Origin of the sequence: Phreatobacter oligotrophus, assembly GCF_003046185.1 — a bacterium.
In the GTDB taxonomy this organism is placed as follows: domain Bacteria; phylum Pseudomonadota; class Alphaproteobacteria; order Rhizobiales; family Phreatobacteraceae; genus Phreatobacter; species Phreatobacter oligotrophus.
In genome coordinates, this window is record NZ_PZZL01000002.1 from 594,112 (window position 1) to 617,818 (window position 23,707).

Below are 23,707 nucleotides of genomic sequence, written 5' to 3' on the forward strand. Positions count from 1 at the left end.
ATCACGGCGGCAGCTATAAGTGCTGATTATATGTATGCCTTCATTATTGATCGACGCTGATATTGAGGGGACCGGTTCCCCGTGATTGCATGACCCTTCCCGCCGCAAGAGCGGGCATCCCAACAGAGGGGTCCCACCATGTTCCGCACCATCATCGCTGCAGCGGGCCTCGCGGCCATGCTCGCCGCGCCCGCCATGGCGCAGGCGCCGCTCAAGACGGCCGTCGACGGCACCTTCGCCCCCCACGCCTTCCCCAACCTCCAGGGCGGCGGCGTGCAGGGCTTCAACATCGACCTCGCCCAGGAGATCGCCAAGCGCCTTGGCCGTCCCATCGAGATCACCTCGACGCAGTTCTCCGGCATCATCCCGGCGCTGAATGCCGGCACCTACGATTTCATCATGGCGCCGGTGACGGTGACGCGTGAGCGCGCCGAGAGCCTGCTCTTCGCCGAGGGCTATCTCGACACCGACTTCCGCCTCGTGACCCGCCGCGGCGACGCGCCGATCACCGACCTCGCTACGCTGCGCGACAAGGTCGTCTCGGTGAACCGCGGCTCGGCCTATGAGAGCTGGGCGAAGTCGATGGAGGCGCAGGTCGGCTGGAAGGTCGAGGCCTTCGGCACCCAGACCGACGCTGTCCAGGCCGTGATCGCCGGCCGCGCGGTGGCCAACATCACCGCCGAGACGGTCGCCGCCTTCGCGGTCCGCAACAACCCGCAGATCAAGCTCGACTACCTCCACAAGACCGGCCTCGTCTGGGCGACGCCGGCGCGCAACGGCGACACCGCCATGCGCGGGCTGCTGGAGAACGCCATCGAGTGCATCAAGAAGGACGGCACCATGGCGAAGATCTACGAGAAGTGGTTCGGCATCGCGCCGCGGCCGGATTCCGCCGCCGTGACCATCTTCCCGGGTTCGGGCGTGCCCGGCATGGCCGGCTATGACGCGACGCCGCGCGAGCCGCGCTGCTGATGTCTGCCCTGCTTGATGTCCGGGGCCTGAGAAAGAGCTTCGGCACGACCGAAATCCTGCGCGGCATCGACTTCTCCGTCGCCGCGCAGGAGCTGGTTTTCGTCATCGGGCCCTCGGGCTCCGGCAAGTCGACGATGCTCCGCTGCTGCAACCGGCTGGAGGAGCCGACGGCAGGCCATGTCTCCGTCGACGGCGTCGACCTCATGGCCAAGGGCACCGACATCAACGCCATGCGCCGGCGCATCGGCATGGTGTTCCAGGCCTTCAACCTCTACCCGCACATGACGGCGCTGGGGAACGTGACGCTGGCGCTGCGCAAGGTGCTCGGCAAGCCGCGCGACGAGGCCGAGGCCATCGGCCTTGCCGCCCTCGACCGGGTGGGCCTGAAGGAGAAGGCGGGCAACTACCCTTCCGAACTCTCAGGCGGCCAGCAGCAGCGTGTCGCCATCGCCCGCGCCCTGTCGCTCGAGCCGAAGATCATGCTCTTCGACGAGCCGACCTCGGCGCTCGATCCCGAACTCGTCGGCGCCGTGCTCGGCGTCATGCGCGACCTGAAGGAGGCTGGCATGACCATGGTCGTGGTCAGCCACGAGATGCGCTTCGCCCGGGACGCTGCCGACCGCATCGTCTTCATGGCGGACGGGCAGATCCTGGAGCAGGGCACGCCGGCCGAGATCTTCGGCAATCCGCAGCATCCGCGCACCCGCGAATTCGTCGGGGAGCTGTCGCGGTGACAGGCCTCGACCGCTTCCGCGACGCCTTCCTGAAGCCGGAGCTGATCGCCCGCTACTGGCCGGACATCCTGTCAGGGATAGCCGTGACGCTGCAGATCGCGGTGGCCGTCGTCATCACGGGCCTCGCGCTCGGCCTCATGCTGGCGGTGATCCGCAGCTACCGCATCCGCCTCGCCAACCTGCCGATCATCGTCTTCGTCGACATCTTCCGGGCCCTGCCGCCGCTCGTCGTCATCCTGATCGTCTATTTCGGCCTGCCCAATCTCGGCATCAACATCTCGGGCTTCGCCGTGCTGTGGCTGGTCCTGTCGCTGGTGCTCGCCGCCTTCGCCGAGGAGATCTTCTGGTCGGGCATCGTCTCGGTGCGCAAGGGCCAGTGGGACGCGGCGCGGTCCACCGGGCTCGATCACTGGCAGACGCTGACCTCGGTGATCCTGCCGCAGGCCATCCGCATCTGCGTGCCGCCGCTCACCAATCGCACCATCGCGGTGACCAAGAACACCGCGCTCGGCACGGTGATCGGCGTCGGCGAGATCATGAACCAGGGCACTTCGGCCATGTCGCTGTCGGGCAATGCGACACCGCTGATGATGGCCGCCGTCGCCTATGTCGTCATCTTCGTGCCGGTGGTCGCGCTCGGCTCGTGGATCGAGCGGCGCTTCGCCTGGAAGAGGGCGTGATGGAGATCTTCCTCTTCCAGTTCCTCAACTTCGACATCATGCGGCAGGCTTGGCCGCTGATCCTCGGCGGCGCGCAGATGACAGTGCTGCTGTGCCTGGCGGTGATCCCGCTTGGCCTGTTCGGCGGGCTTCTCGTCGCGACGGGGTCGATCTCGCAGTGGCGGGCGCTCCGCTGGGCGACAAAGGCCTATGTCGACTTCTTCCGCGCCGTGCCGCCGCTGGTGCTGCTGATCGTCATCTATTCGGGCCTGCCCTTTGCCGGCATCCGCATGTCGCCGTTCATGGCGGTGTGCATCGCCTTCTTCCTCAATGCCTCGTCCTTCTATGGCGAAATCTTCCGCGCCGGCGTCGAATCCGTCGGCCGCGGGCAATGGGAGGCGGCGCGGTCCACCGGCCTCACCTGGGTGCAGACCTACCGCTTCGTGGTCCTGCCGCAGGCGAGCCGCAACGTGCTGCCGGACCTCGTCTCCAACACGGTCGAGGTCATCAAGCTCACATCGATCGCCTCGGTCGTGTCCTTCACCGAGCTTCTCTACGCCGCCGACATGGCGCGGAGCGTCACCTACAACACCTCGCCCATCGTCCTCGCCGCCTTCCTCTACCTCATCGTCCTCTGGCCCGTGGTCCGGCTCGTCAGCCGGCTCGAGCACCGGCTCGGACATTGAGGCCGTCGCCCCAGGAGCATCGCCATGGCCCGCATCGTCACCGTCGCCGCCGCCCAGCTCGGCCCCATCCAGAAGGCGGAGAACCGCGCCAGCGTCGTCGCGCGCATGATCAGGCTGATGGAGGAGGCGAAGACCAAGGGCGCCAACTTCATCGTCTATCCGGAGATGGCACTGACCACCTTCTTCCCGCGCTTCTACGAGGAAGACCGGGCGAAGATGGACCATTGGTTCGAGGCCGCCATGCCCGGGCCGGACACCCAGCCCCTCTTTGATAAGGCCAAGGCGCTGGGGATGGCGATGAGCTTCGGCTATGCCGAGCTCACCCCCGACGGCCATCACTTCAACACCTCGATCCTCGTCGACAAGACGGGCGCCATCATCGGCAAGTACCGCAAGACCCACCTGCCCGGCCATGTCGAGTTCGACCCGGAGCGCACCCACCAGCATCTCGAGAAGCGCTATTTCGAGCCGGGCGACACCGGCTTCCCGGTCTGGCGCTTCCTCGACGGCCTCGTCGGCATGGCGATCTGCAACGACCGCCGCTGGCCGGAGACCTACCGCGTCATGGGCCTGCAGGGCGTCGAGATGGTGGTGCTCGGCTTCAACACGCCGTCGGTGAATTCGCAGCGCGGCGCCGAAGGCATCGAGGACCGGCTGTTCCACCATCGCCTCTCCTGCCAGGCCGGCGCCTACCAGAACGCCACCTGGGTCGTGGCCGTGGCGAAGGCCGGCTCCGAGGACGGCAACCACCTCATGGGCGGCACGCTGATCGTCGATCCCAACGGCAAGATCGTCGGCGAACTGCCGCACGAGGAGGATGGCGTGCTGGTGCACCCTTGCGACCTCGACGAGACCGTCTTCGGCAAGGAGACGATCTTCGACTTCAAGCGCCATCGCCGGATCGAGCATTACAAGCTCATCACCGAGCGGGTGGGCGTGGGCGAGCCGCTGGGCCGCTGATCGACAACGAGGCAGGGCCTCCATCTGCCTGATTGAGAGGCGGCGCGATGGATTTCGCGCCGCTTCCGCGTTCTCCAGGCCTTTCAATAACATCATATAAATCAGCGACTTCGCTTCATCGCGCGGCTGGCACGTGACTTGTATGCAATGCCTCCAGACAACCTCCGGAGGCCGTCATGGCGCGCAACCCGTCCCGCAGTGCCTTCTCCCGCCGCACCGTGCTGAAGGGCGCAGCCGCTGCCGCCGGCGCCCTCGCACTCCCCTCCGGCGCGATGGCCCAGGCTGCAGCACCGCTGCGCATCGGCATCTCGCTCTCCGACGTGCCGCGCATGTGGGGCGGTCCCGAAGGCGGCTTCGAGGGCATCCGCTTCGGCGGCTACATGGTCTTCGATGCGCTGGTGAACTGGGACCTCTCCAAGGCGGACCAGCCCTCCGGCCTGACCCCGGGCCTTGCCACCAAGTGGGAGGTGGACCCGGCGAACAAGCAGCGCTGGATCATCTCGCTGCGCGAGGGCGTGACCTTCCATGACGGCACGCCCTTCAATGCGGACGCCGCCATCTGGAACTTCGACTCCATCTTCAAGTCGGACGCGCCGCAGTTCCACCAGCCGCGCGTCGGCCTCGTGCGCTCGCGCCTCTCCTCGGTCGCCGGCTACGAGAAGATCGACGCCAAGACCATCGCCATCACCACCAACGTGGTCGACGGCATGCTGCCCTACCAGCTCTCCTTCCTGTGGTTCGTCAGCCCCGCCCGCCATGCCGAGCTCGGCGGCGACTGGCAGCGCTTCACCCAGCGTCCCGCCGGCACGGGGCCCTACAAGGTCATCTCGGTGACGCCGCGCGAGCGCGTAGAACTCGAGGCCAACACCGCCTACTGGGACAAGGCCCGCGTGCCGAAGACGGCGCGCACCGTGCTGCTGCCGATCCCCGACGGCAATGCGCGGATCGCGGCCCTGCGCGCCGGCACGATCGACATCGCCGAAACCCTGCCGCCGGACGCCATCCCCTCGCTGAAGGGCGCCGGCTTCCAGGTGGTGCAGAACTCCTATCCGCATATCTGGGCCTGGCGTCTCAACGTGAACCCCGGCACGCCCTTCGGTGACGTGCGGGTGCGCCGCGCCGCCAACCTCGCCATCGACCGCGACGCCATGGTGCAGCTCCTCTCCGGCACGGCGCTGCCCGCCAAGGGCAAGGTGCTCCCCGGCGATCCCTGGTTTGGCAAGCCGAGCTTCGACATCCGCTACGACGTGGCCGCTGCGAAGAGGCTCATGCAGGAAGCCGGCTACGGCCCGAACAAGCGGCTGGAGGTGGTGGCCGTCATCGCCTCCGGCGGCGGCGGGCAGATGGTGCCCCTGCCGATGAACGAGATGATGCAGGAGAACCTCAAGGAGATCTGGATCGACGTGAAGTTCGAGGTCGTCGACTTCACCACCATCATCAACATGCTGCGCGGCGGCACCCGCTCCGAGCAGCAGCGCGGCTTCCACGCTCTGAATATCGCGATCCCCTCCATCGATCCGACGACGGGCTGGGTGATCTACGATTCGACGCTCACCGCGCCCCGCGGCGTCAACTGGGGCTGGTACAACAACCCGGCGGTAGACGCGCAGATCAAGGTGATGCGCGAGGCCTTCGACCCCGCCGCCCAGACCGCGGCCATGGGCCAGTTGCACACGCTGCTTGTGGACGATGCGGCGGCGCTGTTCGTGGTCCACGACCTCAATCCGCGCGGGCTTTCGCCGCGGGTGAAGGGCTTCACCCAGGTGCGCAACTGGTTCCAGGACTACACGCCGGTGACGGTCGGCCCGGCCTCGTGAGGCTCAGGCGGGCCTTATGTCCGTCGCCGCGAAATCCTCGCCTTTGAACAAGAGAGGAAGGCCCTCTCTGACGGCCAGCGCGTAGGCAATCGCATCCCCGAGGTTCAGCCGGGCCCGGGGGTCGAACCCCTTACCGAAACGCCTGTAGGCCGCGAGGGCGAGATCGGCCTGCGCCTTGTCAAAGGGCCTGACGGTCAGACCGAGGCCATCGATCAGCGACGTCAGGTCCGCTGTTGCGAACCCCCGGAGGCGGACCGAAAGAACGATACCCGCCTCCAGGACAGAGACGGCAGACACGACCGGTTCAGTCGCGCTCTGGATGCGATCAATGAAGACGGAGCGTTCCGGCTCGTTGAGGGCGATCGCCACCAGGACCGAGGTGTCGACCGCAAGAGTCACGAGGTCCAGGCGTCTTCGAGGATGGCTTTCACCGACCGCTCGTCTGCAGACCGCGGCAAGCCGTCAAGCCTTGCCAGGGCCGCGGAGAGATCGGCCCGGCGATCAGTGTTTGGCTCCAGTGTGGGAGCAATGGCGGCGAGGGCCGCGCGGACGAGCGCATCAGGAGAGGTTCCGGCGAGCCTCGCCTTCTCCATGATCATGTCCTGCGTCTCTTGCGCGAGATGAATCATTGTGGCCTCCAGCCAAGAGTTTGGCGACGGGAGGAGGCTTTCGCAAGGGCGCCTAGACCCTGATCCGCCTGAGGTGCTCGAGCAGCCCCGCCGTCGACGCGTCGAGCCCGGCGAGGTCCATCGTCTTTCCGGCAACCAGCGGCTCCAGCCGCGTCGCCAGTTCCTTGCCGAGTTCCACGCCCCACTGGTCGAAGGCGTTGATGCCGAGGATCGCGGCCATGACGAAGACCTTGTGCTCGTAGAGCGCCACGATCATGCCGAGGGTGGCGGGATCGAGCTTGCGGTAGAGGAAGGTGGTCGAGGGCCGGTCGCCGGTGAAGACCCGGTGCGGGGCGAGCTTTTCCGCCTCCGCCTTTGACAGCCCCTTGGCGATGAGCTGGTCGCGCGCCTCCTCGAAGGAGCGGCCCTTCATCAGCGCCTGGCTCTGGGCGAGGCAGTTGGCCACGAGGAGGTCATGGTGCTTGCGGCCCCGCTCATGCGGCGAGGCGGCGACGAGAAAATCGCAGGGTACGACCTCCGTGCCCTGGTGGAGCAGCTGGAAGAAGGCGTGCTGGCCATTGGTGCCGGGCTCGCCCCAGATGATCGGCCCGGTCGGGCGCGTCACCGCCTTGCCCTCCAGCGTCACGCCCTTGCCGAGGCTCTCCATGTCGAGCTGCTGGAGATGGGCGGGCAGCCGCGCGAGGCGCTGGTCATAGGGCAGGACGGCGTGGCTCGCATAGGACCAGACGTTGCGGTGCCAGAGGCCGAGGAGGCCCATGATCACCGGCATGTTCCGCTTCAGCGGTGCCGTCCGGAAATGCTGGTCGACCCGCTCGGCCCCCGCGAGGAAGGCGGTGAAATGGCGGGGCCCGACCGCGATCATCAGCGACAGGCCGACCGCCGACCAGACGGAGTAGCGGCCGCCCACCCAGTCCCAGAAGCGGAACATGCTGGCCTCGGCGATGCCGAAGGCGTTGACCGCGGCGAGGTTGGTGGAGACGGCGGCGAAGTGGCGGCCGACCGCCTCCTCGCCCAGACCTTGCGCGATCCAGTTCCGCGCCGTCTGGGCATTGGTCATGGTCTCGACCGTGGTGAAGGTCTTGGAGACCACCACGAAGAGGGTGCGGGCGGGGTCGAGGCCCTTCAGCGTATCGGCGATGTGGGCGCCGTCGACATTGGAGACGAAGCGCACGGCGAGGCCGCGCTTGCCATAGGGCTTCAGCGCCTCGGCGGCCATGGCGGGCCCGAGATCGGAGCCGCCGATGCCGATATTGACGATGGTGTTGAAGCGCTTGCCGGTCGCGCCGCGGAGCGCGCCGGAGCGCACCGCCTCGGCGAAGGCAAGACAGCGTTCCCGCTCCGCCGCCACTTCCGGCATGACGTCGCGGCCATCGGTGAGGATGGGCGCGCCCGAGAGGTTGCGCAGCGCCACGTGCAGCACGGCGCGATCCTCGGTGGTGTTGATGCGCTGGCCTGCGAACATGGCGTCGCGCTTCTCTTCCAGCCGCGCCGCGCGGGCGAGATCGACGAGAAGGCGCATGGTCGTGGCGGTCACCCGCGTCTTCGACCAGTCCATCAGCAGGGATCCCAGCTTCAGCGAGAACTTCTGGAAGCGCCTGGGATCCTCCTCGAAGAGCTCGGGCAGCGACATGACCATCAGGGCGCGCCGGTTGGCCTCGAGCGCCTCGAAGGCGCGGGTGACGGCGTCGGTCTCGGGAGCGGCGGTCATGTCGTCAGGCAATCCGGAGGGGCGGGCATCGGGGACGGCGGACCTTCGTCGGCCATCGTGACCAGATGATGATCATCGCGCCGGACCGCGCCAGGTTCCAGCCGGTCACTCGGTGGGCCTCGCATGGACCGCAAAGGCCGCGACGACCGCGGCGTAAACCGCGCGCTTGAAGGGCACGACGAGGTCCGGCAGGCGGTCGAGCTGTTCCCATCGCCAGGCATCGAACTCGATCGGCTCCGTTCCGGCCGAGGCGGCGAGATCGATCTCCGCCTCGCTGCCGGTGAAGCGGTAGGCGAACCAGACCTGCCGCTGGCCGCGCCAGCGCGTGAGGCGGTGCGGCGGGCCATGATAGGGCGGCCAGTCATAGGTCATTGCGCTGGCCATGCGGCCGAGCAGGGCGACGGAGCGGATGCCGGTCTCTTCCGCAAGCTCGCGCCGGGCGGCGGGCTCGATATCCTCGCCCGGCTCCACCCCGCCCTGCGGCATCTGCCATTCGTGGCCGGGCACGATGATCTCCGGCCCGTCATCGCCGATGCGGCGGGCGATGAAGACGCGGCCCTGCCGGTCGAACAGGGCGATGCCGACATTGGGGCGATAGGGATCAGCGGTCATTCATCACCGCGCCAGATCGGCCGAGGCGAGCTCCGCCGTGAGGTAGAGCACCACGAGGCCGAAGAGGAACTGGCGCGTGCAGGAGCGGCGGAAGGCGTCGCCCGCCAGCACGTCGCCGCGCTCCATCAGCCGGGCATGGCGGAAACGGCAGGCGAGCGCGCCGAGACCCATGGCCACGACAAAGGCGGTCTTCGCGACGGTCGCAAGGCCGTACCCGCCACGCACCAGCGCCGTAGGCGGCCCGGCGAGCATGAGGGCCATCACCGCGCCGGTCGCCAGCGCCAGGACGGCGAAGACCATGGCCTGCCGCGACCAGGCGAGGATGTCCTCGGCCGCCGAGGCCGGGTCGCGCCGCAGGGCCACCGCGCGCAGCGGCGGCAGGCTGCCGAACCAGAAGGCGGCGGCGAAGACGTGAAGGGTGCCGAGGGCGACCAGCTCCTGCCGGCGCGCATGGCCGACCGCATGTCCGCCCATGGTCAGTCCGAGGGAGACGAGCATGGCGCCGGCCGTGGCAAGGCCCGCGCCCCAGGCCGTGCGGACACGGGCGAAGAGGAGCAGCACCAGCCCGGCCGCGGTCAGGAAGGTGGCATCGCCGAAGTCGGAGCGGGCGATCTCGGGATAGAGGGCCCAGCGCACCATGCCGTCGCGGATGCCGGAGAGTTCGGCGGCGCGGAAGGGCCAGAGCAGGGCGAGACACAGGAGGGCGAGCACGGCGAAGAGCGAGAGCCAGCCGCGGGCGGAGCGCGCCTCCTCGCGGGTCAGGCGCTCGCTGGCAAAGACGAGGAACAGCGCGGCGCCAGCCGCCGCCAGCGCCGCGATGAGCGCCAGCGCCCGGACCACGACGGCGAGGCCGCGCAGCGGGTCGCCCCCTCCCTGCCAGAATTCGAGAATCATGGCGCCTTTCCCCGCGTCAGCCTGGAACGCGGCGGAACCTCCAGGCAAGGGCTGCCGTCGCCGCAAAGGAGGACAGCGACACCGCGAACATGACCCAGAACCCCGCGACCGGCCCCGAGGCGTCGAGAACGGCGGCATAGGCCGTCGGCGCCGCGGCAGTGACGATGAGGCCGGGCGTGGCGATGGAGGCGAGCACGCTGGCATAGCCATGGCGGCCGAAGAGCACGAGCGGCACGGCGCCCTTCACGATGGTGGCAAGGCCCACCGAGATGCCGAAGAGGATGTTGAAGGCGAAGAAGAAGGGGACCGACACGCCGCCGAGCGCCAGCGGGATGAAGGCCAGCACCATCATGCCGGTCGAAATGTTGGCGAAGAGGAAGGGGTCGAGGTTCTTGCCGAAGAGGATTTCGGCGAGACGCCCCAGCGTCTGGAACACCCCGCGCAGCGAGGAGATCCACACCGCCACGGCGGCCGCCATGCCCATGGACACGACGGCGGGGATGAGGTGGACCGACAGCGCCGTGGTGATGAAGGAATTGCCGGCCATGGCGATGGTCAGCATCAGCACCGCGAAGGCCTTCTGCTCGGCGGGCACCAGCGGCTCGGGATCGGGCTGCGCCGCCTCGCCCTCGGAACCACCGATGGGGGTGCCGAGGCGCGGCAGGAGCAGGTGCAGCGGCGTGCAGAGCACCAGGACGGCCAGGGCGCAGACGAGCCAGGCGCCGCGCCAGCCGATGGCCTCGTTGAGGTAGTGGGTGATCGGCCAGAAGATGCTGGAGGCGAGCCCGCCGAAGAGGGTGAGCACCGAGATCGGCCGCCGCGCCCGCATGCCGTAGATCTCCACCAGCATGGCGAAGGCGGCGTCATAGAGCGTCAGACGCGAGGCCAGGCCCAGCACAATCCATGCAGCGATATAGACGATTGGATCATTCACCTGCGACAGCATGGCGAGGCCGAAGGCGCCGACCAGCGATCCCATGGTGAGGGTCAGCCGCCCGCCCCGCCGCTCGATGAAGCGCGCCACCGGCTTCGACACGATGCCGCCGACCAGCAGCGAGATCGAGAAGCCCGCGAAGACGAAGGTCGTGCTCCAGCCGAGCTCGGCCATCATCGGCTTCGCCAGCACCGAGATGCCATAGAAGATGGTCCCCCAGGAGACGATCTGGGTGACGCCGAGCGCGGTGACGATGAAGGGAAATGACGTGAGCATGGGCGGGCCGAAGGTGGCCGCAGCGTGACGCGGGGTCAATCCACGCAGACGGGCAGGCGCCCTGCGCCGCCCGGTCAGCAGCCGTGGAAGCCGGCTCCGGGGATGGGCGCGAACATGACGATGCCGAGGATGCGCGGCGGCGAGGCCGGCTCCATGACGATGGCGGAGCCCTCGGGGAAGGCGCGGCCGGCGACCTCCGGCCCCAGCAGCATGATGGCGGGGGGTGCGGTGGCCGACAAGGACGCGGTTCAGGCTGGGCGGCGGTGGCTCGGCCATCAGCCGGCGATGTTCGCCGAGCACCCAGTCGAGGCGCGGTCCGGAGAAATCGTCGGCCGTGAGACCATCGATCACCGAGACCTCGGCGACGCCGAAGGCTTCCTCGGCCGTGTCGCGGGCCCGATAGACCGGGCCGGCCAGAACCGGCTTCGCCACGGGAATGCGCAGGGTCGCCATGGCCTCGCCGATGCGACGCGACTGCTCGCGCCCGCGGGGCGAGATATTGCGCTGGCCGGCGCGGTCGCCGACGCGGAAGGATGAGTCACAGGGCATGCCGGCCGTATCGGCGTGGCGGAAGAAGAGCACGAGCCCGCCCGCCCTCAGCCGCTCGATCAACGGCGCGGCATCGGGCGCCGTGGCGGCGACGGGCACGCGCTCGGCAGCTGCGGCGGGCGGCGCCAGGGCGGCGCAGAGCGGCAGGGCAAGGGCGAGCAAGGCGCGGCGGAGCGGGCGTCGGGTGGTCATGGGGCCGACATAGCGCGCCCGCCGGGCCTTGAGGAGGGCTTGCGACACCGCGGTCGGCTTGCCTTCTCCCGGCGAGCGGCTAGAGAGGATGTCACGCAACGGGCGCGCGCGACGTCCGAGCCCCCGGGGAGATGACCATGTCCGAGACCGTCCGCCGCCGCACGCTTCTCGCCGCCACGATGGCCCTTGGCCTTTTCGCCAGTGCTGGCGCCGCCTGGGCGCAGTCCTATCCCAACCGCCCGATCCGGGCCATCGTGCCCTTCGCCGCCGGCAGCGCGACGGACATCGTCGCCCGCACCTTCGCCGACCAGATGGCCAAGACCCTGGGCCAGTCCATCGTCATCGAGAACCGTCCGGGCGCCAATGGCCTGATCGGCGCCGATGCCGTCGCCAAGGCGACGCCGGATGGCTACACGATCCTCATCGGCACCAATTCGACGAATGCCGCTGCGCCGGCGCTGTTCAACAATGTGCCCTTCGACATGAACAAGGATTTCCAGCCGATTTCCTTCCTGTCGTCGGTGCCGCTCATCGTCGCCGTGCCCAACACCCTGCCGGTGCGCACCCTGCGCGAGCTCATCGACTATGCCAGGGGCCGCACCGACCTGACCTTCGCCTCGGCCTCGGCCTCGCAGCGCGTCTCGACCGAGATGCTGATGGCCATGACCGGCATGAAGATGACCCACGTCTTCTACCGCAGTGGGCCCAATGCCATGCAGGACCTGATCGCCGGCCGCGTGACGCTGTTCACCGCCGATCTCGGCGTGATGCTGCCGCAGGTGCGGGGCGGCACGGTGCGGCCGCTCGCCGTGACGTCGCAGCAGCGCAGCGCCCAGGTGCCGGACCTGCCGACGGTCGATGAGGCCGCCGGCACCAAGGGCTACGAGCTCATTGCCTGGTTCGGCATGTTCGCCCCCGCCAGCGTGCCGGCCGAGGTGACCGCCAGGCTGAATGCCGCCGTGCGGGCCGCTGCCGCAACGCCGGAGCTGCGCACCGCGCTTGGCGAGAATCTCGGCATGGTCATCGCGCCCTCGTCGCCCGAGGAACTCGCCGCGCGCGTGGTGTCCGAAGCCGCCAAATGGGCCGAGGCGGCGCGCGTCGCCGGCATCGAGAAGCAGTGATCCGCGTCGCCACCCGAGCCGACCTGCCGCGGATCTCCGAGATCCGCGGCGCGGTCAGGGAAAACGTGCTGTCGAACCCGGCGAAGATCACCGACACGGTCGCCTATCTCATCGACCGCGACGGCTTCTGGGTCTTCGAGACAAACGGCCACATCCACGGCTTCTCCTCCGCCGACCCGCGCAACGGCTCGATCTTCGCGCTGTTCATGGACCCGGCAAGCGAGGGCCGCGGCATCGCCCGCGGGCTCCTGGCCGCCGCTTGCGAGCATCTCGCAGCCGCCGGCCATAGCCGGGCCTGGCTGTCGACCGACCCCGGCACCCGCGCCGACCGCTTCTATCGCCGCCAGGGCTGGACGGAGACCGGCCGCACCCCTGACGGCGAGGTCCGGTTCGAAAAGGCGCTGGACTGAGCGGGGCCATCGCGGTCCTTGGCCGGGCCGACGCGAAGCGGCTAGACTGCCGGCATGACGCGCCACGGCGACGATCTCGACCAGACCATCACGCCGGATGTGCTGCTGAAGGCCTATGCCTGCGGCATCTTCCCGATGGCCGAGAGTGCGGATGATCCCGGCCTCTATTGGGTGGAGCCGGAGCGCCGCGGCATCTTCCCGCTGGAAGGACTGCTGATCTCCAAGCGGCTCGCCCGCACCGTGAAGGGCGAGCGCTTCGAGATCCGCATGGACAGCGATTTCGACGCGGTGATCGACGGTTGCGCCGCGCCCGCGGAAGGGCGCAAGGACACCTGGATCAATGCCCGCATCCGCGCCCTCTACGGCGCCCTGTTCCGCCGCGGCCATTGCCACACGGTGGAATGCTGGCGTGACGGGCGTCTCGTCGGCGGTCTCTACGGGGTGAGCCTCGGCGGCGCCTTCTTCGGCGAGAGCATGTTCCACCGGGAGACCGACGCCTCGAAGGTGGCGCTGGTCCATCTGGTGGCTCGGCTCAAGGCCGACAGCTTCGTGCTGCTCGACACCCAGTTCGTCACGCCGCACCTCGCCTCGCTCGGCGCCATCGAGGTGCCGCGCGCGCGCTACCAGCGCATGCTGGAGGCGGCGCTTCCCGTCCCCGCCCGTTTCACGCCCGAGCCGCTGCCGCCGGCCGAGGCGCTCGCCCGCGCTACGCTTCTCGGATCCCAGGACGCATGATCATCCGCCCCGCTCGCGACGGCGACGGCACGGCCCTCGCCGCGCTGATCGCCACGACCTTTGCCGAATATCCCGGCTGCCTGTTCCTCGACGAGGAGTTCCCCGAGCTGAGGGCCCCGGCGAGCCATTATGCGCGGCTGGGCGGCCAGCTCTTCGTCGCCGAGGCGGGCGGCGAGCTGATCGGTTCCCTGGCGGCGGTGATGACGCCGGTGCGGGGAACCGGCGAGCTCTTCAAGGTCTATGCAAGCGCCGGCCATCGCGGCTCCGGGCTTGCCCAGCGGCTCTATGCGGAGGGCGAGGCCCTGCTGAAGGCCCGCGGCGCCAGGGAGATCATCCTGTGGAGCGATACCCGCTTCACCCGTGGCCACCGCTTCTACGAGAAGCTCGGCTTCGTGCGGGAACCGGTGGAGCGCTACCTCGCCGATGCAAGCGCGAGCTGGGAGTTCTTCTTCCGGAAGCGGCTGGGATAGCCGAAACGCGCTCCATCAGATTGTTGCCGCCGCATGCCCCTCACCCTTCCCTCTCCCCGCAGGCGGGGAGAGGGGGCAACAGCCTCGCTCCATCCTGGCAACGGTTGGGCCTGGCAAGACGGCCTGGGCTATCCACCACGTCGACGTCCCCCTCTCCCCGCCTGCGGGGAGAGGGAAGGGTGAGGGGCCATTGCCCATCAGGATTCCCCGCCGCTGCCCCACACTCGCCTACCCGTGCGGCAGGCGAGGCCCGGCCCTGCATTGCGCAGGGCTGGACCGCGCTGTCTGAGCCAGCAAGAACGGAGGCTTCACGTCGGACCCTCCATGCCCGCTGCGCCCGCCCCTCCCCGCGTCCCCTGCACCTTTGCCGGCATGGTCGAAGGCGCGCGCCTCACCGTGCCGCTGCTGCCGGGAACGCTGGTCTTCGCGGCCGCCGTCGGCGCGACCTCCGCCGAGAAGGGCCTGACCCTCGGCCAGGCCGTGTTCATGAGCCTGTCGGTCTATGCGGGCGCCTCGCAGCTCCTCGGCCTCCAGCTCTGGCCCCAGGTCTTCAGCCTCTCGGCCATCGCGGCCATCGTCGTGGTGACCATGGCGGTGAACCTGCGCTTCCTGTTGATGGGCGCATCGCTCCAGCCCTGGCTGTCGCGCGGGCCGGCGGGTCCGGTCCATGTCGGGCTGGCGGCGCTCACGGATGCCAATTTCGTCGTCGCCTCCCGCTACCATGCGCAGGGCGGGCAGGATGCCGGCGTCTTCATCGGCGCGGGCCTGTTCATGTGGGTGATCTGGACGCTCGCGACGATCCCGGGTCATGCGCTTGGCCATCTGCTCACGGACCCCAAGCGCTTCGCCATCGACATGGTGATGCCGCTCACCTTCACCGCCATGTCGGTCGGCCTGTTCAGGCTCCGCCGCGACCGCCTCGCCTGGCCGGTGGCGGCCGGCGTCGCGGTGGTGACGGCCCAGCTCGCGGACGGCTACTGGTTCATCGTCACGGGGGCCCTCGCCGGCTCGCTCGCCGCGGGGGTGCTGCGTGAGCGTGCCTGAGGAAGCCTGGCCCTATATCGCCATCACCGGCATGGCGGCGGCGACCTTCCTCGTGCGCTTCGCCGGCTACTGGATCATGAGCCGGGTGCCGCCGACGCCCTTCGTGCGCGCGGCGCTGGAGGCGCTTCCCGGCGCCATCATCGTCTCAACCGTGGTGCCGCTCGCCATGCGCGGCGGGCTCGCCGCCTGGATCGGCGTGGCGGTGGCGGCAGCGGTCATGGTGCTGGTGCGCAAGGACATCGCGGCGCTGGCCGCCGGCATGGGTGCGGTGATCGCGGTGCGGAGTTTCGGCCTCGGCTGAGGCCGTTGACCCCGATCAAGGCGGCCGGAGACCCGACGGCGCATCCCTATCGCACTGTTTCAGCGAAGAGGACGCGCCATGACCACCCTCCCCCGCGGCTTTCACCGGATCCGCCTCAACATGGCCCGCTCGCCGGGCTTCCCCGAGGGCTCGAAGCTGCACGGCTACGAGTTCGTCGCGCCCCTCGACGCGGAAGGCCGGATCGATCTTGCCGCGTGGAAGGAGCATCGGGCCCTGTGCAAGGTCCGCCGCTTCTGGGCGGGCGAGGAGGACCAGCACGGGTTGCTCGTGCACAAGGCCGGCGGCGCCAAGGGGGCGACCTGGACCTTCGACTATGACGCCACCGGAAACGACGACGATGAGGCGGGCTACCGCTTCGGCGACCACCTCTTCCAGATCGGCGAATATGTCTCGATCCGCGACGAGGACGGCGCACTGCTCACCTTCATCGTCACCTCGACCGACGCGGTCTGACCCGCCCGGTCAACGGGCGAGCGAAGCCGCGAGGCGGTCGTAGAGCGGGTTGTCGCGCGAGAAGACATAGTCGAGCTCGGCGACCGACACGGTCTCGGCGCCGCGGTCGCGCAGGAAGCGGCCAAGGGCGAAGACCTGCTTCGGCGGGCAGTGCAGCGTCAGCATGCCGGACGAGGTCGGGCCGCCAAAGGGCGCCTCGACGCCGAAGCGCTGGCGCGTCTCGGCGAGCAGCGCCGCGTCCGCGCCGGCAAAGCGGGTGCGGACCTCGCGCAGCTGGCGCGCGCGCGCCTGGGCATGGATGCGGTCGAGCATGTCGCGCGCGCAGGCGAGCGCGCCATCGCCCCAGGCGGCCGTCCGGGAGGCGACGAGATGGGCCTCGGACTTCAGGATGACGCCATCATCGAGCACTTTGAGGGCATTGGCGGCGAGCGTCGCGCCCGTCGTGGTGATGTCGACGATGAGCTCCGCCGCGCCGGCGGCCGGCGCGCCCTCGGTGGCGCCCGCGGATTCGACGATGCGGTAATCGGCAATGCCGTGGCGGTCGAAGAAGGCGCGGGTGAGGTTCAGGTACTTGGTGGCGACGCGCATGCGCGTGCGATGGCGGGCGCGGTACTGGCTCGCGACATCATCGAGATCGGCCATGGTCGAGACGTCGATCCAGGCCTGCGGCACGGCGACCACCACGTCGGCGCGGGAGAAGCCGAGGGGGGTGAGCGAGACGAGGCGGTCCTCGGGCTCGGGCGTTGCCTCGTGCATGAGGTCGAGGCCGGTGAGGCCGAGATGGACGGTTCCGGCGACGAGTTCGCGGGCGATGTCGGAGGCCGACAGGAAGGCGACCTCGACATTGTCGAGACCCGGGATCGTGCCGCGATAGTCGCGGGCGCCGCGGCCCTGCACGGGCTTCAGGCCGGCGCGGTCGAGGAAGTCCTGGGCGGATTCCAGGATGCGGCCCTTGGAGGGGATGGCGAAGACGAGCGTATCGGTCATGCGCGGCCTCCCACCGCCGCGAGGCGTTCGACCCAGAAGGCGCAGCCGACGGCTGGCACCCTGGTGGCAAGCCCCAGCTTGGCGGCCATCATCTCGGTGAGGCGGTCATAGCGGCCACCGCCGACCAGCGGGCGGGCTTCCGTGCCGGCACCGTCGTGGATCTCGAAGACGAGGCCTGTGTAGTAGTCGACGTCGCGGCCGAAGCGGGTGGAGAAGCGGGCGGCGGCAAGGTCGATACCGGCATCGGCGAGGAGCTGGTGGCGGCGGGCGAGCCGGTCGATCGCCTCGTCCATGGCAAGGCTGGCGCCCCTCGCGATGTCGCGGATGGCGGGCTCGGCGGAGGCCGCATCCGTGTCGATGGCGAGGAGCTTCTCGACCACCGCGAGCTGTTCGGCGGACAGTCCGCCGGTGCCGAGCGCCGCCTGTTCGAGGAAGCGCTCCGCCACATCGGCGGCGGAGCGGCCGCCGACCGTGGTGATGCCGGCGATGGAGAGGAGATCGGTGACGAGGGCGCGCGCGGCCTTGGGGTCCGAGCCCTCCAGCGCGGCGAGGAGGCCGGCATGGGTCGGCGCGCCGCGGGCCGGCTCGGCCAGGCGCTTCAGGTCGCCCGCCAGCATGCCGGAGCGGCGGAAGTCCTTGGCCAGGCGCCGGCGCCAGGCCGGCGGCAGGCCGAGGGCGTTCACCAGCGCCATGAAGATGCCGACGTCGCCGAGGGCGAGGGTGAGCGGGCCATCGGTGTAGAGACGGGCGCCCTTGAGGCCGAGCGCCACGACTTCCGCCTCCGCCGCCTCGCGGTCGGTGCGGCCGAGAAGCTCGATGCCGGCCTGGTTGAACTGGCCGTCCATGCCGGGGCGATGGCGGAAGACCGGGCCGAGATAGGCATAGGCGGCAGCCTCGGCGGCGCGGGGACCTTCAAGATGCGCCTGCACCACGGGGATGGTGTAGTCGGGCCGCAGGCAGAGCTCGCGGCCCTCGGCATCGCTGGTGAGGAACAGGCGGCGGGCCATGGCCTCGCCGACGAGATCGCGCACGAGGTCGGCGGCAATCAGCAGCGGCGGCTCGGCGCGCGTGAAACCGGCCTCGCCCAGAAGGGCGGCGAGGCGGAGGTCGAGATCGGACAGGGCGCGCGTCATGCGGGTTCCCGGCGGATGGTGAGAAGCAATGAGCGGCGCCTGGCACACCGGAATTGCGTCCTTCGAGGCTCGCGGCCGGACGATGCTGACGCATCGCCGTGGCTCGCACCTCAGGATGAGGATGGTTGAGCCCTGCCCCTGGACCAAGCTGCCGGCGCCGCAGCCATCCCATGCAGGTCACCACCCGCCTCATCCTGAGGTGCGAGCGAAGCGAGCCTCGAAGGACGCACTGCCGATATGCAGCACACGGCCCGAAGCCTTGCCGCCAAGCCTCTAGCCGTCCCGCGCCGTCAGGTCGAGCCCCTGGTCCCAGTAGGGCACCGGCCCATAGAGCCCGGCGAGCCAGTCGACGAAGACGCGGACCTTCTGCGGCAGGAAGCGGCGGGTGGGATAGACGGCATGGACGGCGACGCGGCGGGTCGCCCGCCATTGCGGCAGCACGACCTCCAGCCGGCCGTCCTTCAGCTCCGGTCCCACGTCCCAGGTCGAGCGCAGCGCGATGCCGATGCCGGCGAGCACCGCCTCGCGCACGACCTCGGAGGAATTGGTGCGCAACGGGCCACGCAGGCGGACGAGTTGCAGGCCCTCGGGCCCCTCGAGCCGCCAGGTGTCGGTGTTGTGCGAGAGGAGCGAATGGCTGGCGAGGTCGGTGAGCGTCTTCGGCCGGCCGGCGGCGTTGAGATAGCCGGGGGTGGCGACCAGCAGGCGATGGTTCGGCGCGAGGCGGCGGGCGACGAAGGAGGAATCGTCGAGCTCGCCGATGCGTATGGCCACGTCGTAGCCCTCGCCGACAATGTCGACGAAGCTGTCCGAGAGCTCGAGATGGACGACGAGGTCGGGATTGGCGGCGAGGAAGGGCCGCAGGTGCGGGGCGATGTGTAGCCGGCCGAAGGAGGTCGGCGCCGAGACGCGCAGTGTGCCGCGGGCGAGGTTCGAGCGGCGGGTGACGAAGGTCTCCGCCTCGTCGATCGAGGCGAGGATGGCGACGACGCGCTCGTAATAGCCCTGCCCCGCCTCGGTCAGCGACAATTGCCGCGTCGTGCGTTGCAGGAGGCGCGTGCCGAGGCGCTCCTCCAGCCGCTTGATGCGCTTGGAGATGACCGCGGGGGACAGGCCCATTTCGCGCCCCGCCGCCGACATGCCGCCGGCGGTCACGACCCGGGCGAAGATTTCGAGATCGGCGAGAGGCGTCACGAACGGCTCTCCATTATTTCCCTGGAGGAAACAATCTTCGCCTCACCCGCGGCATTCCGCCATTGGCAATCCGTCGTATAGTCGTTTGAAACAATTCCAGACGGAGCGCTGCGCAGCAGCCTCCGGACGAGAACGAGGGGAGACCGCCATGGCCATCGCCTTTCCCGCCCCGCGCGCCGATGTGCTGGCGAAGCGCGACCGGGTGATCGCGGCGCTGAAAGCCATCGTGCCGGGCGAAGGGGTCATCACCGAGGAGAACGAGCGCCGGGCCTTCGAGACGGATGCGCTCACGTCCTATCGCCGCATCCCGATGGTCGTGGTGCTGCCGGAGACGACGGAACAGGTCGCGGCGATCATGGCGCTGTGCCATGCCGAGGGCGTGCCGGTGGTGGCGCGCGGCGCCGGCACGTCGCTGTGCGGCGGCTCGATCCCGCAGGAGGACGCGGTCGTCCTCGGCGTCGCCAAGATGAACCGCGTGCTCGACGTGAACTTTTCCGACCGCACCATGCGGGTGCAGGCCGGAATCACCAATCTCGCCATATCAGGCGAGGTCGCCCATGCCGGCTTCTTCTACGCCCCCGATCCGTCGAGCCAGCTCGCCTGCACCATCGCCGGCAATGTCGCGATGAATTCGGGCGGCGCCCATTGCCTGAAATACGGCGTCACCGCCAACAACATCCTCGGCCTCAAGCTGGTGACCGTAGAGGGCGAGATCGTCGAGATCGGCGGCGGTGCGCTGGATGCGCCGGGCTACGACCTCATCGGCCTGCTGGTCGGCTCTGAAGGCCAGCTTGGCGTCGTCACCGAGGTGACTGTGCGCATCCTGCGCCAGGCCGAGGGTGCGCGTCCCGTGCTCTTCGGCTTCCGCGAGATTGCGGCAGCCGGCAAGACGGTCGCCGACATCATCGGCGCGGGCATCATTCCCGTCGCCATCGAGTACATGGACCGCGAGGCCATCCATATCTGCGAGGCCTTCGCCAAGGCCGGCTATCCGCTCGACGTGGAGGCCATGCTGATCATCGAGGTCGAGGGCTCGGATGCCGAGATGGACGCGATGCTCGCCCGCATCGTCGAGATCGCCCGGCGCCACGACGTGGCGGTGGTGAAGGAATCCAAGTCGGCTATGGAGACGGCCGCCATCTGGAAGGGCCGCAAGTCGGCCTTCGGCGCCACGGGCCGCGTCGCAGACTACATCTGTATGGACGGCACGATTCCGACCGGCCGCCTGCCGGAGGTGCTCGAGGGCATCGACCGGATCGTGAAGGGCTATGGCCTGCGCGTCGCCAATGTCTTCCATGCCGGCGACGGCAACCTGCACCCCCTCGTCATGTTCAACGTCAACGATCCCGCGGAGCAGGTGAAGGCCGAACATGCCGGCGAGGACATTCTCCGGCTCTGCGTCGCGGTCGGCGGCTGCCTGACCGGCGAGCATGGCGTCGGCATCGAGAAGCGCGACCTGATGCGCGAGCAGTTCACCGAGGTGGACCTCTTGCAGCAGACGCGGATCAAGACGGCGCTCGACCCGAAATGGATCCTCAACCCCGCCAAGGTCTTCCCGCTGGATGCCCCGCGGGACGAGGCGCCGCGCGCGGCGGCCTGAGGCATCCATGACCGTCCACACACCGTCCACCGCGGCCGAACTTGCTGCCATCGTCACCGACGCCCGCGCCGCGAAAACCCCGCTCGCCGTGGCGGGCGGCGGGACACGTGCCGGCCTCGGCCGCCCGGTCCAGGCCGCGGCGACCCTCTCGACCGCCAGGCTCTCGGGCATCACGCTCTACGAGCCGGCCGAACTCGTCATCGCCGCCAAGGCCGGCACGCCGCTGCGCGAGGTGACGGAGACGCTCAGCCAGCGCGGCCAGCGCCTGCCGTTCGAGCCGATGGACCACCGGCGTCTGCTCGGCACGACCGGGGAGCCGACGGTCGGGGGCGTCGCGGCGGCCAATGTCTCGGGTCCCGCGCGGATCAATCTCGGCGCGGCACGCGACTCGATGATCGGGCTGAAATTCGTCAACGGGCTCGGCGAGGACGTGAAGTCCGGCGGACGGGTGATGAAGAACGTCACGGGCCTCGACCTGGTGAAGGCGCTGGCCGGCTCCTACGGCACGCTCGCCGTTTTCCACGAGGTCTGCTTCAAGGTGCTGCCGGTCGCCGAGGGCGAGCGGACGCTGGTGATCGCTGGCCTTCCCGTCGCCAAGGCGGTGGCGGCGCTCTCCGCAGCCCTCGGCTCGCCCTTCGAGCCGACCGGCGCGGCGCATGTGCCGGCTTCGGGCACCGAGGCCGCCCGCACGCTCATCCGCATCGAGGGCTTTGACGCCTCGCTCGCCTACCGCACGGACGCGCTCGCCAAGCTGCTGGCGCCCTTCGGCGCCGTCTCGGTCATCGACGGTGACGAGGGCCGTGCGCTCTGGGCGGGCATCCGCGATGCCGCCCTCTTCGCCGGCACCGACGAGGCCGTCTGGCGCATCTCGGTGCCGCCGAGCGCGGCCCCGGCCCTGGCGGACCGTCTGGCGCCGCTCGCGCCGCGCATGCTTATGGACTGGGGCGGCGGCCTCGTCTGGGCCGGCGTCGCCGCCGAGGGGGATGCCGGCGCCAAAGCCGTCCATGCTGCGGCCAAGGCCGCGGGCGGCTACGCGACGCTGATCCGGGCGCCGGAGACCATCCGGGGCGCGGTGGACGTTTTCGCGCCTCCCGCAGGCCCCGCCATGGCCCTGCAGCAGCGCATTAAGGCGAGTTTCGACCCGGACGGGATCCTCAATCCCGGTCGCATGTATCGGGGGATGTGAGGCCATGCAGACCAACTTCACGCCCGAACAGCTCGCCGATCCCGCCATCGCCACGTCGGAGAAGATCCTCCGGACCTGCGTCCATTGCGGCTTCTGCACCGCGACCTGCCCGACCTACCAACTGCTCGGCGACGAGCTCGATTCCCCGCGCGGCCGCATCTACCTGATGAAGGAGATGTTCGAGACGGGGCGTCCGGCGACGGCCGAGGTGGTCAAGCATGTCGACCGCTGCCTCTCGTGCCTCTCCTGCATGACGACCTGCCCCTCGGGCGTGCATTACATGCACCTCGTCGACCATGCCCGCGCCCATATCGAGGCGACCTACCAGCGGCCCTGGCAGGACCGGCTGATGCGTGGCGTGCTCGCCACCATCCTGCCCTATCCGAACCGCTTCCGGCTGGCGCTCGCCGGCGGTTTCCTCGCCAAGAAGGCGCTCTCCGTCGTCTCGGTGCTGCGCTGGAAGGGCCGCGCGGCGGTCGCCGTGTCGCGCAAGGCGATCGGTCCCATTGCCGAGCGCGCCGGCATCCTCAAGCGCACCCGCGCCATGATCGAACTCGCCCCCGACCGGCTGCCCTCGCGCTCGCATCTCGACCGGGGCGGCGTGCATCCGGCGGAAGGTGTGCGCCGTGGCCGCGTGGCGCTGCTGCAGGGCTGCGCCCAGCCGGTGCTGCAGCCGGGCATCAACGAGGCGGCGGTGCGGCTGCTGACGCGGCTCGGCGTCGAGGTGGTCTTCGCCAAGGGCGAGGGCTGCTGCGGCGCGCTCGTCCACCATATGGGCCGCGAGGAGCAGAGCCACGCGCAGGCCAAGCGCACCATCGATGCCTGGATCGCCGAGATGGATGGCGCGGGCCTCGATGCCATCATCATCACGGCATCGGGCTGCGGCACGACGATCAAGGATTACGGCTTCATGTTCCGCAACGACCCCGCCTATGCCGAGAAGGCGGCGCGAGTCTCGGCCATGGCCAAGGACGTCACGGAATATCTGGCGACGCTGGACCTGCCCGCCCGTCCCGGCAACGGCATCGTCGCGACCTATCACTCGGCCTGCTCGATGCAGCACGGCCAGCAGATCAAGGACACGCCGAAGAATCTGCTGAAGGCCGCCGGTTTCACCGTGAAGGAGCCGCCGGAGGGCCATCTCTGCTGCGGGTCGGCGGGCGTCTACAACATCATGCAGCCGGAGATCGCCGAGCGGCTGCGCGACCGCAAGGTGGCGAACCTCGACAAGACGCGGCCTGACGTGATCGCCGCCGGCAATATCGGCTGCATCACCCAGATCGCGAAGGGCTACGAAGACCACGCCCGGCCGGTGCCGATCGTCCACACCGTGGAACTCATCGACTGGGCCCATGGCGGACCGGTGCCGGAGGCGCTGGCCGATACGCTGCTGACGGCGCGGCCGGCGGGGCTTGCCGCCGCCGAATAGG

General features: G+C 69.4%; 25 protein-coding genes. 16 read left to right on the forward strand and 9 right to left on the reverse strand.

Annotated elements, in window-relative coordinates; all coding sequences use genetic code 11:
- Nucleotides 1-138: 138 nt before the first annotated feature.
- The 6 genes from C8P69_RS06810 to C8P69_RS06835 all read left to right on the forward strand — a co-directional run bounded on the left by C8P69_RS06810 (nt 139) and on the right by C8P69_RS06835 (nt 5,828).
- Nucleotides 139-972 (forward strand): transporter substrate-binding domain-containing protein, encoded by an 834-nt coding sequence (locus C8P69_RS06810; RefSeq protein ID WP_108175341.1) that lies wholly within the window; start codon nt 139-141, stop codon nt 970-972.
- Nucleotides 972-1,706: an amino acid ABC transporter ATP-binding protein gene (locus C8P69_RS06815; protein WP_108175343.1), complete on the forward strand. Its 735-nt coding sequence runs from the start codon at nt 972-974 to the stop codon at nt 1,704-1,706. Before C8P69_RS06810 ends, C8P69_RS06815 begins: the two co-directional genes overlap by 1 nt.
- A complete protein-coding gene (locus tag C8P69_RS06820; protein ID WP_108175345.1) occupies nt 1,703-2,386 on the forward strand; it encodes an amino acid ABC transporter permease in 684 nt (227 codons plus the stop codon). The genes C8P69_RS06815 and C8P69_RS06820 overlap by 4 nt, the downstream gene beginning before the upstream one ends.
- Complete coding sequence (locus C8P69_RS06825) at nt 2,386-3,051, forward strand: amino acid ABC transporter permease (protein WP_108175347.1); 666 nt, start codon at nt 2,386-2,388, stop codon at nt 3,049-3,051. Before C8P69_RS06820 ends, C8P69_RS06825 begins: the two co-directional genes overlap by 1 nt.
- 24 nt (nt 3,052-3,075) lie before the next feature.
- A complete protein-coding gene (locus C8P69_RS06830) occupies nt 3,076-4,011 on the forward strand; it encodes an N-carbamoyl-D-amino-acid hydrolase (RefSeq protein WP_108175349.1) in 936 nt (311 codons plus the stop codon).
- Between the two features lie 176 nt (nt 4,012-4,187).
- The gene (locus C8P69_RS06835) at nt 4,188-5,828 is read left to right on the forward strand and encodes an ABC transporter substrate-binding protein (protein WP_108175351.1); all 1,641 of its coding nucleotides are present in this window, start codon (nt 4,188-4,190) and stop codon (nt 5,826-5,828) included.
- A 3-nt stretch (nt 5,829-5,831) separates the two neighbouring features.
- On the opposite strand, the gene C8P69_RS06840 is transcribed toward C8P69_RS06835, so the two are convergent.
- The 6 genes from C8P69_RS06840 to C8P69_RS06865 all read right to left on the reverse strand — a co-directional run bounded on the left by C8P69_RS06840 (nt 5,832) and on the right by C8P69_RS06865 (nt 11,622).
- The gene (locus C8P69_RS06840) at nt 5,832-6,227 is read right to left on the reverse strand and encodes a type II toxin-antitoxin system VapC family toxin (protein ID WP_108175353.1); all 396 of its coding nucleotides are present in this window, start codon (nt 6,225-6,227) and stop codon (nt 5,832-5,834) included.
- Nucleotides 6,224-6,457: a hypothetical protein gene (locus tag C8P69_RS06845; protein WP_108175355.1), complete on the reverse strand. Its 234-nt coding sequence runs from the start codon at nt 6,455-6,457 to the stop codon at nt 6,224-6,226. Before C8P69_RS06845 ends, C8P69_RS06840 begins: the two co-directional genes overlap by 4 nt.
- 52 nt (nt 6,458-6,509) lie before the next feature.
- Nucleotides 6,510-8,165 (reverse strand): glucose-6-phosphate isomerase, encoded by a 1,656-nt coding sequence (gene pgi, locus C8P69_RS06850; protein WP_108175357.1) that lies wholly within the window; start codon nt 8,163-8,165, stop codon nt 6,510-6,512.
- 105 nt (nt 8,166-8,270) lie between these two features.
- Nucleotides 8,271-8,777 (reverse strand): RNA pyrophosphohydrolase, encoded by a 507-nt coding sequence (locus tag C8P69_RS06855; protein WP_108175360.1) that lies wholly within the window; start codon nt 8,775-8,777, stop codon nt 8,271-8,273.
- A 3-nt stretch (nt 8,778-8,780) separates the two neighbouring features.
- The gene (locus tag C8P69_RS06860; protein ID WP_108175362.1) at nt 8,781-9,671 is read right to left on the reverse strand and encodes a copper resistance D family protein; all 891 of its coding nucleotides are present in this window, start codon (nt 9,669-9,671) and stop codon (nt 8,781-8,783) included.
- 16 nt (nt 9,672-9,687) lie between these two features.
- Nucleotides 9,688-11,622 (reverse strand): MFS transporter, encoded by a 1,935-nt coding sequence (locus C8P69_RS06865; RefSeq protein WP_146167296.1) that lies wholly within the window; start codon nt 11,620-11,622, stop codon nt 9,688-9,690.
- A 137-nt stretch (nt 11,623-11,759) separates the two neighbouring features.
- On the opposite strand from C8P69_RS06865, the gene C8P69_RS06870 reads away from it, so the two are divergent.
- From C8P69_RS06870 to C8P69_RS06900, 7 genes are all read left to right on the forward strand, one after another.
- Nucleotides 11,760-12,743 (forward strand): Bug family tripartite tricarboxylate transporter substrate binding protein, encoded by a 984-nt coding sequence (locus C8P69_RS06870; protein WP_108175366.1) that lies wholly within the window; start codon nt 11,760-11,762, stop codon nt 12,741-12,743.
- On the forward strand, nt 12,740-13,153 hold the full coding sequence (locus C8P69_RS06875; RefSeq protein WP_245901896.1) for a GNAT family N-acetyltransferase: 414 nt from the start codon (nt 12,740-12,742) through the stop codon (nt 13,151-13,153). The genes C8P69_RS06870 and C8P69_RS06875 overlap by 4 nt, the downstream gene beginning before the upstream one ends.
- Nucleotides 13,154-13,207: 54 nt before the next feature.
- Complete coding sequence (aat, locus tag C8P69_RS06880) at nt 13,208-13,888, forward strand: leucyl/phenylalanyl-tRNA--protein transferase (protein ID WP_108175370.1); 681 nt, start codon at nt 13,208-13,210, stop codon at nt 13,886-13,888.
- The gene (locus C8P69_RS06885; protein ID WP_108175373.1) at nt 13,885-14,358 is read left to right on the forward strand and encodes a GNAT family N-acetyltransferase; all 474 of its coding nucleotides are present in this window, start codon (nt 13,885-13,887) and stop codon (nt 14,356-14,358) included. The genes aat and C8P69_RS06885 overlap by 4 nt, the downstream gene beginning before the upstream one ends.
- A 324-nt stretch (nt 14,359-14,682) precedes the next feature.
- A complete protein-coding gene (locus C8P69_RS06890) occupies nt 14,683-15,402 on the forward strand; it encodes an AzlC family ABC transporter permease (protein ID WP_108175375.1) in 720 nt (239 codons plus the stop codon).
- Nucleotides 15,389-15,703, forward strand: a complete 315-nt coding sequence (locus C8P69_RS06895) for an AzlD family protein (protein ID WP_245901897.1) — start codon at nt 15,389-15,391, stop codon at nt 15,701-15,703. The genes C8P69_RS06890 and C8P69_RS06895 overlap by 14 nt, the downstream gene beginning before the upstream one ends.
- 78 nt (nt 15,704-15,781) lie before the next feature.
- Nucleotides 15,782-16,177, forward strand: a complete 396-nt coding sequence (locus C8P69_RS06900; RefSeq protein WP_108175377.1) for a hypothetical protein — start codon at nt 15,782-15,784, stop codon at nt 16,175-16,177.
- Between the two features lie 9 nt (nt 16,178-16,186).
- Here the strand turns inward: C8P69_RS06900 and hisG are convergent, their stop codons facing one another.
- The 3 genes from hisG to C8P69_RS06915 all read right to left on the reverse strand — a co-directional run bounded on the left by hisG (nt 16,187) and on the right by C8P69_RS06915 (nt 19,491).
- Complete coding sequence (hisG, locus tag C8P69_RS06905) at nt 16,187-17,164, reverse strand: ATP phosphoribosyltransferase (protein WP_108175379.1); 978 nt, start codon at nt 17,162-17,164, stop codon at nt 16,187-16,189.
- Nucleotides 17,161-18,297, reverse strand: coding sequence for an ATP phosphoribosyltransferase regulatory subunit (locus C8P69_RS06910; protein ID WP_108175381.1), 1,137 nt, complete (start codon nt 18,295-18,297; stop codon nt 17,161-17,163). The genes hisG and C8P69_RS06910 overlap by 4 nt, the downstream gene beginning before the upstream one ends.
- Nucleotides 18,298-18,570: 273 nt before the next feature.
- Entirely contained in the window at nt 18,571-19,491 is a 921-nt protein-coding gene (locus C8P69_RS06915) for a LysR family transcriptional regulator (RefSeq protein WP_108175383.1), read from the reverse strand.
- A 148-nt stretch (nt 19,492-19,639) separates the two neighbouring features.
- On the opposite strand from C8P69_RS06915, the gene C8P69_RS06920 reads away from it, so the two are divergent.
- The 3 genes from C8P69_RS06920 to C8P69_RS06930 are packed head-to-tail and all read left to right on the forward strand — an operon-like array spanning nt 19,640 to nt 23,706.
- Complete coding sequence (locus C8P69_RS06920) at nt 19,640-21,091, forward strand: FAD-linked oxidase C-terminal domain-containing protein (RefSeq protein ID WP_108175385.1); 1,452 nt, start codon at nt 19,640-19,642, stop codon at nt 21,089-21,091.
- Nucleotides 21,092-21,098: 7 nt separating this feature from the next.
- Nucleotides 21,099-22,277: an FAD-binding protein gene (locus C8P69_RS06925; RefSeq protein WP_108175387.1), complete on the forward strand. Its 1,179-nt coding sequence runs from the start codon at nt 21,099-21,101 to the stop codon at nt 22,275-22,277.
- A gap of 4 nt (nt 22,278-22,281) precedes the next feature.
- Nucleotides 22,282-23,706 (forward strand): heterodisulfide reductase-related iron-sulfur binding cluster, encoded by a 1,425-nt coding sequence (locus C8P69_RS06930; RefSeq protein WP_108175389.1) that lies wholly within the window; start codon nt 22,282-22,284, stop codon nt 23,704-23,706.
- Nucleotide 23,707 lies beyond the last annotated feature (1 nt).